The 14,955-nt window shown below is 45.0% G+C and carries 11 protein-coding genes; 3 read left to right on the top strand and 8 right to left on the bottom strand.

Annotated elements, in window-relative coordinates; translation table 11 throughout:
- Window positions 1-5: 5 nt before the first annotated feature.
- From NL647_RS21680 to NL647_RS21660, 5 genes are all read right to left on the bottom strand, one after another.
- Complete coding sequence (locus NL647_RS21680; RefSeq protein WP_005446313.1) at window positions 6-989, bottom strand: ABC transporter ATP-binding protein; 984 nt, start codon at window positions 987-989, stop codon at window positions 6-8.
- Between the two features lie 2 nt (window positions 990-991).
- Window positions 992-2,017, bottom strand: a complete 1,026-nt coding sequence (locus NL647_RS21675; protein WP_005446315.1) for an ABC transporter permease — start codon at window positions 2,015-2,017, stop codon at window positions 992-994.
- Between the two features lie 2 nt (window positions 2,018-2,019).
- A complete protein-coding gene (locus tag NL647_RS21670) occupies window positions 2,020-3,006 on the bottom strand; it encodes an ABC transporter permease (protein WP_005446316.1) in 987 nt (328 codons plus the stop codon).
- A gap of 170 nt (window positions 3,007-3,176) precedes the next feature.
- The gene (locus NL647_RS21665) at window positions 3,177-4,859 is read right to left on the bottom strand and encodes an ABC transporter substrate-binding protein (RefSeq protein ID WP_005446317.1); all 1,683 of its coding nucleotides are present in this window, start codon (window positions 4,857-4,859) and stop codon (window positions 3,177-3,179) included.
- 820 nt (window positions 4,860-5,679) lie between these two features.
- Window positions 5,680-9,066, bottom strand: coding sequence for a response regulator (locus NL647_RS21660; RefSeq protein ID WP_009698734.1), 3,387 nt, complete (start codon window positions 9,064-9,066; stop codon window positions 5,680-5,682).
- Between NL647_RS21660 and NL647_RS21655 the strand changes: the two genes are divergently transcribed.
- Window positions 9,065-9,298 (top strand): hypothetical protein, encoded by a 234-nt coding sequence (locus NL647_RS21655; RefSeq protein ID WP_029790366.1) that lies wholly within the window; start codon window positions 9,065-9,067, stop codon window positions 9,296-9,298. The two genes, NL647_RS21660 and NL647_RS21655, sit on opposite strands and share 2 nt — an antisense overlap.
- Here NL647_RS21655 and rsmC read toward each other — a convergent pair.
- From rsmC to hemL, 3 genes are all read right to left on the bottom strand, one after another.
- Window positions 9,295-10,320 carry a 16S rRNA (guanine(1207)-N(2))-methyltransferase RsmC gene (gene rsmC / locus NL647_RS21650; RefSeq protein ID WP_050924925.1) on the bottom strand — a complete coding sequence of 342 codons (1,026 nt, stop codon included), beginning with the start codon at window positions 10,318-10,320 and terminating at the stop codon, window positions 9,295-9,297. The two genes, NL647_RS21655 and rsmC, sit on opposite strands and share 4 nt — an antisense overlap.
- Window positions 10,321-10,396: 76 nt before the next feature.
- The gene (locus NL647_RS21645; protein WP_005449176.1) at window positions 10,397-11,482 is read right to left on the bottom strand and encodes an AI-2E family transporter; all 1,086 of its coding nucleotides are present in this window, start codon (window positions 11,480-11,482) and stop codon (window positions 10,397-10,399) included.
- A gap of 359 nt (window positions 11,483-11,841) precedes the next feature.
- Complete coding sequence (gene hemL / locus NL647_RS21640) at window positions 11,842-13,137, bottom strand: glutamate-1-semialdehyde 2,1-aminomutase (protein ID WP_005449175.1); 1,296 nt, start codon at window positions 13,135-13,137, stop codon at window positions 11,842-11,844.
- A gap of 246 nt (window positions 13,138-13,383) precedes the next feature.
- On the opposite strand from hemL, the gene erpA reads away from it, so the two are divergent.
- Together erpA and NL647_RS21630 are read left to right on the top strand one after the other, a co-directional pair.
- Complete coding sequence (gene erpA, locus NL647_RS21635) at window positions 13,384-13,725, top strand: iron-sulfur cluster insertion protein ErpA (RefSeq protein WP_005449174.1); 342 nt, start codon at window positions 13,384-13,386, stop codon at window positions 13,723-13,725.
- A 113-nt stretch (window positions 13,726-13,838) separates the two neighbouring features.
- The gene (locus tag NL647_RS21630) at window positions 13,839-14,954 is read left to right on the top strand and encodes an efflux RND transporter periplasmic adaptor subunit (RefSeq protein ID WP_050924926.1); all 1,116 of its coding nucleotides are present in this window, start codon (window positions 13,839-13,841) and stop codon (window positions 14,952-14,954) included.
- Window position 14,955 lies beyond the last annotated feature (1 nt).

The following is a 14,955-nucleotide window of genomic DNA, read 5'->3' as shown; positions in this document are numbered from 1 at the left end:
TGTTGTTAAACCTTAGCTTGAGCAATGGTGTCGCCGTACAAGTGGCAGTTTGAGAGACGACCAGGTTCTATTTGACGTAGCTGAGTTGGTACTCTTGTACAAGCTTCATGGACGCGGTCACAGCGAGCTTGGAAACGGCAGCCTTGTGGAACTTCTAATAAGTTCAGAGGGTTGCCCGGAATACCAGTTAATTTGGTCTTAGGACCAGTTAGTGGAGGGAAAGAGCTACCCAAACCTTTGGTGTAAGGGTGGTAAGGACTTTCCAAAATTTGCTTAGAAGGCGCGACTTCAATCAACTCGCCCGAGTACATGATGCCGATGCGGTCAGAGAACTCGACCATCAATGACAAGTCATGGGTGATGAACAGAATCGAGAAGCCAAATTCTTCTTTAAGTGCGTAAATCTTTTGCAGGATTTCGCGTTGAACCACAACGTCTAGCGCTGTTGTTGGTTCATCCATGATGATCATTTTTGGATTCAGAGCCAAAGCGATAGCGATAACCAGACGCTGACGCATACCACCAGAGAACTGGTGCGGGTAATCGCTCAGACGACTAGGGTGGATATCTACGATTTCCAACAGACCTTCTGCACGTACTTTTGCTTGAGCGCGAGTCATGTTGGTGTGGCGCATAATGACGTCACAGAACTGCTCTTCCATCGTTAGTACTGGGTTCAAAGCGTTCATCGCACTTTGGAATACCATCGACATTTCGCTCCAGCGGAACGCTTGCATGCGTTCATCGCTGTATTTGAGGATATCTTCACCATTGAAAATAACCTCACCACCTGTGATAAACGCTGGCGGCTTATGAAGGCGCATTAGCGAGAAAGCAACAGTGGATTTACCACAGCCAGATTCACCAGCCAGACCGAATACTTCGCCTGGTGCAATGTCGAAGCTAACGTTGTTACATGCGCGGACATCGCCCGCGTCTGTAATGTAGTCTACGCATAGGTTACGGATAGAAATTAGTGGTGCAGTCATGATTATTTATCTCCGCTCCATAGTGCATTTTGTGGTGCCAATTCTGGCTCACGCTCTTTCTTGTCTTGTGCTGCCATTTTCTTCCAGCGCTTCATGCCTTTGTGAGAACGAAGTTGTGGGTTAGCAATTTCATCTACTGCAAAGTTCAGTAGAGCAAGACCAGTAACCAATAGAGTCAGTGCAATACAAGGAGCTAGCACTTCCCACCATGCTCCGATAAGCATTGCTGATGAAGTTTGTACGTTGTACAGCATGATGCCCCAACTGATGGTATTGGCATCGCCTAGACCTAGGAACGAGATGACGGCTTCTGTGTTGATTGCTAGCATTACCGAACCGATGAAGCTTGCGCCTACGATTGGGATAAGGTTTGGCAAAATCTCAACGAAGATGATGCGAATGGATGATTCACCAAGAACCTCTGCTGCTTTAACGAACTCTTTCTCGCGTAGTGCCATGGTTTGAGCTCGCACAACACGTGCACCCCAAGCCCAGGAGGTACCGGCGATAATCAATGCAATGGTGAGCGGTCCAGCCTCTCCGATGAAGGCTGCGAGTACAAAGAGCAATGGTAATTGTGGGATTACCAGCATAATGTTCATTGCAGCACTCAATACGTCATCGACACGACCGCCGAAGTAACCCGCTGAGATACCAATAACTGTTGCTAAGAAACACACGATAATACCCGCGCCGAAACCAACACCCAGCGATACTCGAGCGCCGTAAGCAACTTGAGACCAGATATCACGCCCCATACGAGATGTACCTAGAACGTGGTCTGCTTTTTTCGACATCAGCAGCGTGCGACGATCATCTGCTAGGTTTTTTGCAACCCAGCCATCAGGGTTATTTTGTGCTTGTTTTACAACAAAACCAGGGTATTCATGTGGGTTACCAGTGCGCTTATCTGGCGCATGTTGAGTAATCAAAGGTGCAGCTACTGCTACAAAGATGAATACCGAGATAATTGCCAAACCAACACGTGCGAACGCGTTACCTAAAATCAGTTTAAATAGTTCTTTCATGATTATTTGCCTCCCTTACGTAGGCGAGGGTCTAGAATCATGTACAGCATGTCAGCCATTAGGTTGAAGCAAAGCATGAACATCGTCATGATGATTAGCTGACCTTGAAGTACTTGGTAGTCACGTGCGTGAATTGCGTTAAGAAGAACCGTACCTAGACCTGGGTAGTTGAAGATCATTTCGATGATTAGCTGACCACCGATTGCCATACCTAGAGACATTGAAAGTGCGGTTACACTTGGTAGTAGTGCGTTACGAGCTGCGTAGTTGAATACCACACGGTTTTCACTCAGACCCTTACCTTTTGCCATCGTGATGTAGTCTTCAGCAAGAAGGTTGATCATGTTGTTACGCATGTTTACTAGGAAGCCACCGATCTGAACAATCGTCGCACAGAACAATGGAAGAATAGCGTGGTAACCAACGTCTTTTAGGAACTCCCAGCTTGTCCAATCTGGCACAGTACCCGGGGTGTATGCGTAGCCTGATGGGAACCACTTAAGACCGATGGCAAAGATGAACAGTGCTAGCATCGCGATTACCATTTGTGGAATCGCCTGAACAATAAGTGTGCCCGGTGTTACGAATGCGTCGTATCGGCTACCACGTTTCCAAGCTGCGAAGATACCTAGTACAGAAGCAATCGAGAACGATAGCACTACTGCAGTACCTGCTAGGAACAATGACCAACCGAATGCACCACCTAGTAGAGAGTTAACTGAAAGCGGGTAGAACTGGATAGAAGTACCTAGCTCCCAGCTTAGAATGTTTTTGATGTATGACAGGTACTGAATGTAAATTGGACCATCTACGAAACCTAGCAGCTCTTTCATTGCTGCGATTCGCTCTGGCGTTACCTGTACTGATGCGTTAGCAAACATCATGGTAACTGGGTCACCAGGCATTGCTCGCGGAATAATGAAGTTTAACGTCGCTGCAACCAAGAGCGCGACAAGATAGAACGACAAACGTCTTAAAAAATAACCCATAACTCACACCTTACTCACCCAGATTTTTTCCCTGTTTCTGGTTTCAGGTCGCTCCTAGCTAAATTTAGAGCGAAAAATCCCCTGACGACGAGCGCCATATGTTGGTTTGGTCACAAAGGGATTTTTATAGGCGGCACACGGGATGTGTGCCGCTAGAAATGAACTTCTACTTATTTAACTGGTTTTAGGTCCAGTACGTGAAGTAGACGCTCTGGGATACCAGCCCAAATGTTTGGACGGCCCTTAGGATTTTCTTCGTTCCACCAACCAGTGAAGCGAGTTGTGTTGTATTGGTACATGTAAGCACCAGACATCACAGGGATAGTAACTTGGTCTTGAGCGATGATTTGCTGAATACCGTGAGCGATTTCTAGCTGCTCTTGCTTGTCAGCTGTCTTGTAGAAGCTGTTTAGAAGACCATCTAGCTTGTCGTTCTTGTAGAAGTGCATCGCGAAGCGAGGCATACCGTCACCAGATTGTAGTGCTGAGTTGTAAGCACTGTTCCAGTAAGTGTATGGGTCTGCACCGTGGAAGTAGTTGGTGTACGCAACGTCGTAAGTACCTTCAAGCATTGCTTGGTTGTACACAGAGAAGTCTGGTGTACGAGCACGTGCTTTGATGCCTACTTCTGCAAGTTGCTCAACAGCAAGCTGTACAGTGTTGTTGAAGTCAGTCCAACCGTTTGGAGATTGGATCAGTAGCTCGAAAGACTTACCAGATGGCGTATCAACGAAACCGTCTTTGTTTACATCTTTAAAGCCAGCTTTCGCTAGAAGCTTCTTAGCACCTTCAGCGTTGTACGAGTTGTAACCTTTGTACTTGTCGTGAGTCTTCTCGTCAGACCAAGCTTCGAATGCATAGCCAAGACCTGATGCGAAGTCGTTCACTGTACCGCCGCCGTAGAATGCGATATCAATGATAGTTTGACGATCAAGAGCCATAGAGAATGCGCGACGGAAGTCAACGTTAGTTAGTGCTTCGTGCTTCGCTGCATCTGGGTTCTTGAAGTTAACTACGAACGCTTGAGTACCTGCTGGCGGGTACCAGTAGTGGTGTTTAGGACTTGCTGCTGCGTAAGTGCGGTCGATGTCTGGAACGAATGAAGAAGTCCAGTCCATTTCGCCGTTAACAATCTTACCTAGGAACTGGTCGTTGTTCGCGATTTGAGGAACACGCAAACAGTCAACGTCTAGGTTAGCTGCATCCCAGTAGTTCGGGTTTTCACACTGGATGTATAGTTGCGGAGTGAAAGTGTCGATCTCTGTAAACGGACCAGTACCTACTGGGTTCTCGTTCGTGAACGTTGAAGGATCTTTTACTTTGCTCCATACGTGCTTAGGTACGACTGGTACTTTAGCAATTTCGTAAGGAACGTTTGAGTTTGCTTCGCTTAGACGGAACTTAACTTTGTAATCGTTAACTTTCTCTACGCCAGTAACCCAAGAGTTGATACCAGATTGGTCTAGTTCTGGCTTCTCTTTTACTAGGTTGAAAGAGTAAACAACGTCATCAGCGGTAAACGCTTGACCGTCAGACCATTTCACGCCTTTACGAATGTCGAAAGTTACGCTCATTAGGTCGTCAGACATTTGGAAGTTTTCTGCTAGACGGAATACTGGCGTGTTGCCGTGCATTTCGTTGAAAACAACTAGTGGCTCGTAGATAAAGTCAGTAGTTGTGTGCAGGTTTGTTGCACCCAAGAAAGGGTTAAAGTTACGAACAAAAGTTGTAAACTCTTTAGGGTGGATAGTCAGTTCACTGCGCTCAGCGGCTGTAGCTACTGATGCGAAACCTGTAGTAGCCGTTGCAATAATTGCTGTTGCTAGTGCTGTTTTTTTAATATTGGCAAGCATAGCTGTTCCTTACTATTTGCTTTCATTTCACTAATGGAATTGAATGTCATCAATTGATAAACACTCTCCAAGGCCCACCTCTTCGCTTCACTGTAATTTGCGTCGCTCTAAGAGTGGCCTGTAGGCCTTAGGCAGGAGTAAGAAAACACCTTATCCACAAAATAATCAAACTCGATTCCCGTTAAAAACGTTAAAAACCATACCAACTCCGTCATAAACGTCATTTTGCTCGTTTTTAAGTCATCCAAGGCTAAAAAATAAACGTTGATATGCGTCGCAGTTTATATCCGCTTTAATATTGTGTGTTAGTGTTCACTTACTTAATTGTGTAGTCATGTAGAGGCTTTTCTGCGGTTGTATTGCATTGGGGATCTGGCTCACACCTGAAATTTTTGTTAATTAACTAGGTGAAATTTAATCTGCCGTTCTGTTGTGATTGACTTCGCAATCTGTATCAAATGTTGCTCAATTTTCCCTTGTTGAGGAAAAATAAGTGCGTTTTAACAGCAAAAATGGGCTGCTGATTATGCTTTTTTTATTCAGGAAAGGAAGTGTTTTAAAGGTACTTTTTAAGAAAATTTACGGTAAGGAATGAGCAAGGAATAACATGACTTGAATTGTTTCTACAAATGCCGTTGCTTTTGGTTTTGATAGCTTGCTTCCAGCTTCTTATACGTTAATTGCTCAGTCCCATCGCTGCTCTGTAAGCTCCATTGCTTGCTTCTTACGGTGAGTATGGAGAAGCATTACTGCGCAATGGATAATGGCAGGGATAAAAAAGCCCCGCCTAAGTGGCTGGGCTAGTATTTGCTGTTTGGTATTAACTTGTAAGGAGCCTTTGCATTTTATCGCGTTGCGCTTCAATGTAAGCTCGTTCAGGGCTTTGTTCTTTACAGTGCTCAAGAATGAACTCGATTGAGCTTAGAACCGTTCTCCAGCGCGGTGTTTTTGGTAATGTCTCAATGCGCATGTATTTATCGAGTGTCCGAGTTTGCAACGTACTGCGGTCGAGGTAGACACGCCATAAACCACTTTGCTCCGCAAAAGCAAACTTAGTTTCTCCAGTCACTGATTCCCAGTATTCCAATGCATGAGTCATCGTATCGACCAACACTTCGCGCATCAGCTCTTGTTTATCTTTCTTGTTCCCCAATGCTTTATCTGCAAGGCGAGTAAACTCACCGCCAAGTTCTTTCAGCTTCTGCAATTGGTCTTTATCACCATCAAACGCATAACTTGATAGAACTTCAACCGCGGTTTCTAGATTATGGATACGAGCTGCGTTTGCACCACCGCCTACGTTAAAGATGTACATAACATCTAGACCAGAGCCTTCAGGTAATTTGAGAATGTCTGCTTCAATGTTTTGACGAATATCTTCGATGTAAATATCAATCTTGCCACAGTAATGTGGTTGTTTAACTGTCAGGAATTTAGGTGCAATAAGTTCATCTGCCGAAGAGCGTTTTAACTGCTCTAAGCTGCGTTTAAATAGCTTACATGCCGCTTCATTTGCAAAGCGAATACGTTGATCCTCGCGAAGGCAAATAATGGCTTCAGGTGCTGATTCTAGCTGTTCTAATAATCGACCTTGAGTCTCAAGCAAGCTAGCTTCTACTTCAGCACGCTGGCGCAGCTCCGATTCCAGTAACTTGTTCTCGATGTGGCGCATTTCTGCTTTACTTGCAGTCAAGTGCGCTTGAATACGTGCGGCGAGTTCCTGCTTATTGAATGGCTTGGTTAAGTAGTCATTCGCACCTGCTTCGAAGCCTCTTACTCGATCTTCTGTCTGACTTAAGGCCGTCAACATAATGATCGGAAGCTCTGCGTGATCATAGGTCTCTCGAAGCTCACTACATACTTGATAGCCGCTCATGCCTGGCATCATGATATCGAGTAGAAGCAACTCTGGTTTTTCTTGCTCGATTAAAGCAAGTGTTTCAGGACCATCAGAAATAGTGCGTACGCGGTAGCCTTCAAGCCTTAGGAAGCTTTCAAGAACGCGTAAGTTAACCGGTTCGTCATCAGCAACATACAACAGCGGACCATCAGGGTTCTCTGGTAATGATAAGTCGTCGTTGTTTTCAAAGTTCGCTTCTGGAATTTGGAAGTGTCCACGCGCCGCAAGGCTCTGTGTTGCTTGAATCTCTTCTTCATTAGCAAGTGGCAGAGTAAAGCTAAATGTAGTGCCGACCATTGGTTGACTACTTACATATAACGATCCACCCATCAATTCGATTAGTTGACGGCTGATTGATAAACCCAAACCAGCGCCTTGACGGTAGCGACTAGCGTCTTGGCCGGCTTGAATTAAAGGTTCAAAGATATGTTCAAGATGTTCAGCCGGGATCCCCTGACCAGTATCAACCACTTGTACGCGGACTTGATCGTCCACGACGGTGGCAGAAATTACGATCTTACCTTCAGAAGTATATTTAATTGCATTACCAATTAGGTTGTACAGTACTTGTTCCAAGCGTTGTGGATCGGCAGACACCGCTTTTAGATCGGCAGGGACCTGATTAATGATACGAATCGTCTTGTTACCTAGTAGATGACTTGAAAGCTCAAGCACTAAGCGAGTCGCACTTGCTAGGCTCACTGCCGATTTTTGGATATCCATGCTGCCATAGCGCATCTTGTGGTAATCCAATAAATCGTCAACAAGATTTGCCAAACGTTGACCACTTTTGATGATGATATCCAATTGGTATTTTTGACTCGCAGGAATTGCACCATTAGCACCAGATACTAAAGTCTCTGCAATGCCGACCATACCGTGTAATGGTGTACGTAACTCGTGAGAGGTTGTCGCTAGGAATTCATCTTTCAGCTTATCTGCCAACTGCAATTCTTCGTTTTGCTTTTGGATCAATTTGATGTTGCTTTCTAGCTCTTCGTTTTGCTGCTTAATGGTTTGGATCTTTTCTCGAATTGAGCGTTGCATGCGCTCAAAGCTGATCGCGAGTCGACCGATTTCATCTTTACGCTCTGTATTAAAGGTCGTTTCGTCCAGATCACCAGCAGATACTTTCTCTGCTGCCCAAGTCAGCTTAAGAAGCGGGGAGGTGATGAAATTAGATAAGTAGTGTGAGGCGATCACAACCAAGATGATCGCAATCAGCATCGCAATAACAAACAGCTTCTCGAGCTGGTGGACTCGAGCAAAGGCTTCTTTTTCTGGAAGTTGTACGACAATCGCCCAAGTTAGACCGCGAGTTTCAATTGGCGCAAATGCCGCAATCATCTCTTCGCCCAAGCGGTTGCTGTAAGTACCTACTTCTGTGTCGCCTGCGAGTGCTTTATCGACAATCTCTAAGCTGTTTTGGATTTCTTCCTGTTTGGTGTTAATGGTTCGAGGTTTATGATCGCTGCCCACTAGTAAGGTTTCAATCGAGGAATCGCGGTTGATTTCAGCAATAAGCTTAGTTATGCCGTTGTTTGGTAAGCGGAACATCGCATAGCTGTGCAGGTAGCCTTGTTGGACAATCGGTGCGCCGAGCCAAGCGACTTGTTTACCGTTTTCGATATCAAAGTCAGACACGACAACTGGCGTGTAATCTTCATTAACCTTACGACGTGCACTCACATCTTCAGACAAACGTTTAAAGGTGCGCCCTAGCGCCGTATCTTTGTAGCGTCCTGTCAGTAGGTTAGTGCCATAGTTGTCGTCTTTATTGATTGAGTAAGTGACATTACCATCGATATCAACCAATAAAATGTCATTAAAATCAGATCGCTTTAACAGCTCTAGGTATGCCCAGTGGTAACGTTTGTGCAATAGGCGGTAACGTTCGCTGCCAACGTAGTTAGATGATTCTGGTAAAATCGAGGTTTTGATTTGATCGCCACTGCCTTTGATATAGCGCTGCTGTGCGTTTTCTCTGGCTTCATCAATATCGTGACCCAAGCGACTAAACGCATTGACCAAACCGTAGAATCGTCCGCCGCTGGCGTAAGCAAGTTCGGAGCGTACGAAGCCCATGACTTCAGTCTCTTGAGCTGCAAAGTAGTCGATGATTTGTTGTTGTTTGGTATCACGAACTGAAAGAAGGTGCGATGTGCTTTGTTCTTGAAGATCTTTACTGTGTGATTGCAGGAAGAAAATCGCAGTTATCGTCAGTGGCGTGATACTAAGAACCAAAAACGCGGTCATTAGCGTGCTTTGCAGGCGCTTAAATTTCTGCTTTTTGTAGAATTTAAACATGGATAAGATTACAACTCATAAAAGGGCAGCGACCAATTTACTGGGGCTTGCCAAGGTTCTCGTTAAAAACGGACAAGAAGTTAAATTCGATAGAATTAACAAAATTAACGAGTTTTTTTTCTTTGACAAGAAAGTTGATTGGAAAGCGTGGGGAGAGACGCAGTTTTTCGTTGAGTTGAATGAATTTTGGCAAAGGTTTGCGCAGGATTTCACCTGCGCAAAGAGAGATTAGGATTTTTTCGCGTAGTATATCGAGAATTTATTGGTCTTATTTAGCGTCTCGCAATTATTGAATGCTTGCTCAATAATTGGTGGGTATTTTAAGAAGCTGTTTGCCACAATCACCATTTCACCCTGTTTAGTCATGTATTGTGGTGCTTGACCCAAGAGTGTTTCCGCCGCGTTGTAGTTTGTATCTAGACCACTGTGAAATGGCGGATTACTGACGATAAAGCGATAATCTTTTGCCGTATCGGAATAGATGTCTGAAGCAAACACACGTCCAGTTATGCCATTCGCTTCTAATGTTGCTTGGCTTGATGTGATGGCATAAGCGTTAATATCACACATCTCAATCGCGATATCTGGGTTGGCTTTTGCCATGAATGCACCCAGCACTCCTGCACCACAGCCAAAATCGAGCACCTTGCCAGATAGTTTAGGTAAAGTCTCAAGCAGTAATCGACTGCCTAAATCAAACTCACCATGGCTAAATACACCAGGAAGGCTCTTAACCGTAAGTGATTGCTCACCCAAAGTGACGGTGTAGGATTTAAACCAATCTGCTTGATTGAAAGGCTTTGGCTGGTTAAGGCAAGTACCCCAGTAGAATGAGCAACGGCGAGCTGAGTCGTACTTGTTCACTGGACCGTACTCTTTGAACATTTTCTCAATGCTCTTGATACCTGAACGGTTCTCACCAACGACGACGATTTCTGTATTGATGCCAAGTTTCGCCATCAACATTGCCAGCAAGTATTCTGCCTCAGATTTAGCTTTTGGCCAGTACAGAAGCACCATGTCTGCTTGTGTCTCAATATCAAACTCTGAGCCAAAGTGGCTCTTCACCTTGTTCGATGTGCGAATTTGACGGTAGTAGCTGTAGTTAGAAGTAAAAACCTCCACTGACTCACAATGAGCCACTAACTCGAGAGGAAATAGATCTTCAACTTCACCAGCGACTAAAACGTGTTTTCCGTTAAAGTACTCAAGTTGGCGCTGAGCTATTTGGCTAGGAGCAATATAAGCAGACATAAATTTGGTTCATCAGAAATAATTAGGGGCAGATTTTCGCACAATCTGCCCCAAGCTTGAAGTGATTAAGCAGCGACTAACTGTTGTCTTGTTGGTTGAGGAAATCCTTAAACTCTTCTTCGTAGATGTTAAACAACACCATGGTGACGGCAAAAATCAGTGGACCGTAGATAAGACCGATCAAACCAAATAGATGCAAACCACCCAATAGAGAGAAAAATATCATTAGCGTGTTCATACCTGCGCTGCCTTGCATTAGCAGAGGGCGTAATAGGTTGTCGATAGAGCCGACTACCACGACACTCCATACCGTCAAGAAGATTGCCCAAGTGGTGTCACCGGTTAAGAACAAGTACGCTGCGGCTGGAATCCAAATTAGTGCTGTGCCAACTACAGGGATAAATGATGCAAAGCCCATCATGGTTCCCCAGAATAAACCAGGGAAGCCTGCAAGCCACATACCGATACCACCAGCAAAGCCTTGAGCAATCGCGGTTAAGAATGACCCCATTACAGCGGATTTCGAGACTTGTTCAATCTCGGTCAGAATTTTGTCTTCTTGGCTGCGTGAGAGGGGCAGAATATGACGCATTGCTGAAATGATCTTGTCGTGGTCACGTAACAGGAAGAACAAAACGAACAACATTAGGAAAAAATCCATTAGGAAGTTCGTTGCATCACCCAGGATTTTTGCGCTTATAGCTACAAGGTTTGAACCAAATGATGTTGCGAATTGCCCGATCTTTTCTGCGATGGCTTGTGGTTCGATTTTGTCGAAAGGTAAGTACTCATTAACCAACGCTAAACCTTTGACTACCCAAGGATGTTGGAAAATATCTTGGATGCCACCATTGGTTACCCACTTGTAGGTATTTTGCGAAAATACCGAACCTTGCTGCACGATAGCGGCAAAAACAAATAGTAATGGAATCACGATAATAAAGGTTAAAACCACACAAGAGAGCAGTGAGACCAAGTTTTTGTGATTAGGTAGTTTTCGTTCAAACCATTCATGTATTGGGAACATGAGCAGTGAAATGATAAACGCCATGACGATCGAGTTGATGTAAGGTTCGACCAACAAATAGCAGGCAAAAGCAGCGGCGAGCAGCGCAACAACTAGCACTCGATGACTCGACGTGATTTTTACATTATTCGGCATGTGATTAATCCAAATTACGGAATATTTACGTTTACGCCTTATACCACAGCGCAAAATCTTTATTACTTTGCACCGACGATTCTTTCAAGCTTATGACATAGCTGAATTGGGAAGGTGCAGTTGACCTTGTTATAATGACCACAAATCAGGTGGTTATCAATCAAGAGATGGAAAAATGGGTTGTTGTAACAGCGATAAGAAATGCCAGAGCGAAAAGAAGGCCAGACGCATTCCTTGGTTTGGGATTGTTCTTGGGATTCTTGCCATCTTAGTCATCTTTAATTGGCAAGCATAATTCAAATAATAAAAAAGGACCTCGAAGGTCCTTTTTTTGGAATTTATGTTCTGGTAAGGAACGCTTATTTTGATTCTTCTGCCAGAATTGCGAAACAACGATCCGCAGCTTCTAGTGTTGCGTCGATTTCTTTTGAACCGTGAGCAAGAGAAGTAAAGCTTGCTTCGAATGCTGATGGTGCAAGGTATACACCGTGTTTTAGCATTAGGTGGAAGAAACGCTTAAAGCGCTCGACATCGCACTTAGTCACGTCTTCGTAGCACGTTACGGTTTCTTGGTCAGTGAAGAAGAAACCAAACATGCCACCCACTTGGTTTACTACCATTGGGATGCCGTGTTTTTCAGCAAGAGCTTTGAAGCCTTCAGCAAGTTGTTTGGTTTTTGCAGCAAGACGTTTCTCGTTACCTTCTTCTTTTAGCAGGTTCAAACATGCAAAGCCTGCCGCCATTGCTACTGGGTTACCGGAAAGTGTGCCCGCTTGGTATACAGGACCTGTTGGCGCAACATATTGCATGACTTCTTTACGACCACCAAAAGCACCCACAGGCATACCGCCACCGATCACTTTACCTAGTGTCGTTAGATCTGGTTTGATGTTGTAGTGTGCTTGCGCGCCACCTAGAGCTACACGGAAGCCTGTCATTACTTCATCAAAAATCAGTAGAGCACCTTCTTGGTCACAGATTTCGCGTAGACCTTCGTGGAAGCCTTCTACTGGAGGGATACAGTTCATGTTGCCCGCTACTGGCTCAACGATGATACATGCGATTTCGCCTTTGTTTGCGGCGAATAGTTCACGTACTGAATCTAAGTCGTTGAATGTTGCCGTTAGTGTGTGCTTCGCAAAATCGGCAGGAACGCCAGGAGAACTTGGTTGACCTAGAGTTAGTGCACCTGAACCTGCTTTTACTAGCAAGCTGTCTGCGTGACCATGGTAACAGCCTTCGAACTTCATGATCTTGTCACGACCAGTAAAGCCACGAGCAAGACGGATAGCACTCATTGTTGCTTCCGTACCAGAACTTACCATGCGGATTTGTTCCATAGATGGCACTAGCTCAGATACAAGCTCGGCCATGGCAATTTCCATTTCAGTTGGCGCACCGAAACTTAGACCGCGTTGTGCAGCATCGATAACTGCTTCACGGATAACTGCGTGGTTGTGACCTAAAATCATAGGACCCCAAGAGCCAACGTAATCAATGTACGCTTTACCATCGGCATCAAAAATCAGGGCACCGTCTGCTCGTTCGATAAATAGCGGAGAACCGCCAACGCCGTTGAATGCACGAACTGGTGAGTTCACACCGCCAGGAATGGTTTGCTGAGCCTTTTGATATAGCTCTGATGATTTGGTCATGGGGTTATCCTCTTTTGATTGCTCGGACCAAGTGGAGCGCATTGTACCTAGCTAATCTCAAGTTAGAAACGTTTTGGGTAATTTATGTGTTGTCTGGCGGTGTAATCTTACATATCAGCATCTGATCTAAAGAATCGTCGGTGAATACTTGAACGAGTTGGTCAGGTATTGGATAATCGCTCTAATTAGCACAAATTTGACGTCTCGCTACAGGCTTGACGCATTACACGAGTGAGAGAGGTCTTCGTGAGCGAAGTAAACGTACCATTGTCTTTTTCTGATGCAGCAGCATCACGCGTTAAAGCGCTGATTGCGGAAGAAGAAAACCCAGCACTGAAGTTACGCGTATACATTACTGGCGGCGGCTGTAGCGGTTTCCAATATGGCTTCACATTTGATGAGAGCGTAAATGAAGGTGATACTACGATCGAAAACAGTGGCGTAACACTGGTTGTAGACCCAATGAGCCTGCAATACTTAATCGGTGGCGTGGTTGATTACACAGAAGGTTTAGAAGGAGCTCGCTTCTTCGTTAATAACCCAAATGCGACGACAACCTGTGGTTGTGGTGCATCATTCAGTGTGTAATTAATACGACAACAGGCAGCCAATCGGCTGCCTGAGTTTTACGTAGCAGGAAGTCACGTAAACGCCCCCTCGCTTTCATGATGAAGTGGGGGTAAAAATAAAAAGGACTTTATATGTCTGGAACTTCTTTCGGACGTCGTTTTGTCGAACGTCCATGGCTAGTCTCTCTAACGCTTGTTATCGCTTTGGCTGCTTGGCTCGCAATGGGTCAATTCAATGCACAAGACGAATCGGTCTCTTCTCCATCCTCTCAATCAGATGATACGCCTGTCGCAAAGGTGATGTTCAACTCTTTTGAAGCACAACCAACCAGTAAAACGATTGAACTTTACGGTCGAACTGCGCCGAATCGGCAAGCTCGTTTAGGGGCAGAAGTCGCAGGTAAGATTGTGAGCTTGAACGTGCAAAAAGGACAAAGTGTTAAACAAGGGCAGGTGATTGCCAACATTGATGAGCGCGATCTAGATATTCAACTTAAACGCGCCAAAGCAATGCTGCGTGTAAAAGAAAAAGAATTTAAAGCCGCGGAATCTTTGAAGAATAGAGGGTTGCAAGGTGAAGTTGCTTTTGCCACTGCTCAAGCGGCACTTGTCGATGCCCGAGCAAACTTAAGCAATGTTGAAACTGCACTTAAAAATACCAAAGTAAGAGCCCCTTTTGACGGCATTCTGGACCATCGATTCGTTGAAGTGGGAGATTTCGTTGGCGTCGGCGACCCAATAGCCACTGTAATTGACTTAGAGAAGTTAGTCATTGAAGCGGATGTGAGTGAACGTCATATTCAGTATTTAAAACAAGGTCAGCAAGCCGATGTTAGAACCATTGATAACATCCATCATCAAGGCACCATTCGTTATATTGGGCGCGTATCTTCAACTTCGACCAACACATTCCCTATAGAAATCGAGATTGATAATCGAGAGAGTGCGATGCCTGCGGGTGTCAGTGCTGAAGTGGTACTGTCGCTAAGTGAAGTTCTGGCAGTGAAAGTGACCGCAGCCATGTTGGCGTTAGATGAAGAAGGCAATCTTGGTATCAAAACGCTTCGTGATCAGCATGTTCACTTTGTGCCTATCCAACTGGTCAAAGCTGAGAAAGACGGTGTCTGGTTATCCGGCTTAGGAGACCAAGTTGACATCATTGTGCTTGGACAAGGCTTTGCACGTGATGGCGACTTAGTGATGGCGACAAAAGTCGACGATGCCATTGAAGCTGCGAACCAGCAATAAG

It is taken from the genome of Vibrio sp. Y29_XK_CS5, from assembly GCF_024181835.1.
Lineage (GTDB): Bacteria > Pseudomonadota > Gammaproteobacteria > Enterobacterales > Vibrionaceae > Vibrio > Vibrio harveyi.
Note: the sequence above shows the minus strand (reverse complement) of the source record. Positions and strands in the feature narration are given on the sequence as shown.

What these genes read in the sequence shown, in the direction of transcription:
- NL647_RS21680 (WP_005446313.1), bottom strand. Translation starts at nt 989, where the DNA reads ATGACTGCACCACTAATTTCTATCCGTAACCTATGCGTAGACTACATT.
- NL647_RS21675 (WP_005446315.1), bottom strand. Translation starts at nt 2,017, where the DNA reads ATGAAAGAACTATTTAAACTGATTTTAGGTAACGCGTTCGCACGTGTT.
- NL647_RS21670 (WP_005446316.1), bottom strand. Translation starts at nt 3,006, where the DNA reads ATGGGTTATTTTTTAAGACGTTTGTCGTTCTATCTTGTCGCGCTCTTG.
- NL647_RS21665 (WP_005446317.1), bottom strand. Translation starts at nt 4,859, where the DNA reads ATGCTTGCCAATATTAAAAAAACAGCACTAGCAACAGCAATTATTGCA.
- NL647_RS21655 (WP_029790366.1), top strand. Translation starts at nt 9,065, where the DNA reads ATGGATAAGATTACAACTCATAAAAGGGCAGCGACCAATTTACTGGGG.
- NL647_RS21660 (WP_009698734.1), bottom strand. Translation starts at nt 9,066, where the DNA reads ATGTTTAAATTCTACAAAAAGCAGAAATTTAAGCGCCTGCAAAGCACG.
- rsmC (WP_050924925.1), bottom strand. Translation starts at nt 10,320, where the DNA reads ATGTCTGCTTATATTGCTCCTAGCCAAATAGCTCAGCGCCAACTTGAG.
- NL647_RS21645 (WP_005449176.1), bottom strand. Translation starts at nt 11,482, where the DNA reads ATGCCGAATAATGTAAAAATCACGTCGAGTCATCGAGTGCTAGTTGTT.
- hemL (WP_005449175.1), bottom strand. Translation starts at nt 13,137, where the DNA reads ATGACCAAATCATCAGAGCTATATCAAAAGGCTCAGCAAACCATTCCT.
- NL647_RS21630 (WP_050924926.1), top strand. Translation starts at nt 13,839, where the DNA reads ATGTCTGGAACTTCTTTCGGACGTCGTTTTGTCGAACGTCCATGGCTA.